At 47.8% G+C, this 1,305-nt stretch carries 1 protein-coding gene; it reads right to left on the bottom strand.

Annotated features, from left to right (window positions below; translation table 11 throughout):
* Positions 1-39: 39 nt before the first annotated feature.
* Positions 40-1,305, bottom strand: a 1,266-nt coding sequence (locus tag B3180_RS00485; protein WP_286842247.1) for a gamma-glutamyltransferase family protein, incomplete at its 5' end; no start/stop codon positions are given.

The following is a 1,305-nucleotide window of genomic DNA, read 5'->3' as shown; positions in this document are numbered from 1 at the left end:
CAGAGCTAAAAAAACTCCTCGTAATAGTGCCATGATACTCTATTCTCCTTTTGCCACGCCTTCACGGCGCGGATCAGCGCCACCCACCAAAGTGCCGTCTGAATTAATAGTAATTCCATGTAAACCGCTGTTTAAGTCGATGACTCTGACATCATGCTTTCGCTTCTCTAAAGCCGCTTTGAGTTCGCTGATATCCCGTCCTTTCTCCAGAGAGGTGTAGTCATTACGGTTGGTTACATGACCAAGGTTAATCGCTTCCTGCACGTTGAGGTTCCAGTCCAGCATACCCACTAACGTTTGAGTAACGTAGTTAATAATTCTGCTTCCACCGGGCGAGCCAATAGCATGTATAAGCTGCTGCCCTTCTTTATCAAGAACCACAGTCGGCGCCATTGAGCTACGAGGCCGCTTGCCAGGTTCCACACGGTTCGCAAACTTCTCTTTACCATCACCCGGCGCCAGAGAAAAGTCCGTTAATTGATTATTGAGCAGAAAGCCACCAGCCATAACAGTGGAACCGAATCCCATTTCAATACTGGTGGTCATGGAAACCACGTTACCTTCAGCATCGACAATAGAAATGTGGCTGGTATTAGGCAGCTCGTAGGCAATATCTTGCTCGTACGCGGGCTGCAGTTGAACACCCGGCTTGGCTTTCCCCATATCGTCTTTCTTTATGGTTTCTGCCCGGCTCGATAAATAAGCTTTATCCAACATAGCCTCGATCGGAATCTCAACAAAATCAGGATCAGCTATCCACTGGTTTCTGTCGGCATAAGCTAAACGCGATGCCTGAGTGAACCAATGCACAAATTCTTCAGAATTTGGTTTCAGTTTACCTAGCTCAAAATTCTCCAGTACGCCCAATGTCTGCAGCGTTGTTATTCCTCCCGAGCTAGGCGGCCCCATACCGCAAACCTGATATTCACGGTAATCATTACATACCGGTTCGCGCAGTTTTGCGCTGTATTGACTCAGGTCTTCAAGGCTCAACACACCAGGTTCAATAGCACTGTTCTGCACGGCCTTAACAATTTTCTCGGCTAATTCGCCCTCATAGAAGGCATCAGCCCCCTGCTCAGCAATCAAACTAAGGCTCTTTGCATACTCAGGATTTTTCAGTGTGTCTCCAGCTTTTAAGGCGTTACCATTAGGGAAGAAATAGCTGCTGGCCACCGGCATTTTCTTAACACCGGGGTTAATCTCCATTTCCACTAACTTAGCGAGCCTTGGCGACACTTCAAACCCCGCTTCTGCCAACTCAACGGTTTCACTAAAGAGTGAAGACCAGTCTGACTTACCCCA

Origin of the sequence: Idiomarina sp. UBA4206 (assembly GCF_002383015.1) — a bacterium.
GTDB lineage: Bacteria > Pseudomonadota > Gammaproteobacteria > Enterobacterales > Alteromonadaceae > Idiomarina > Idiomarina abyssalis.
This window is presented reverse-complemented; position numbering and strand designations above follow the sequence as displayed.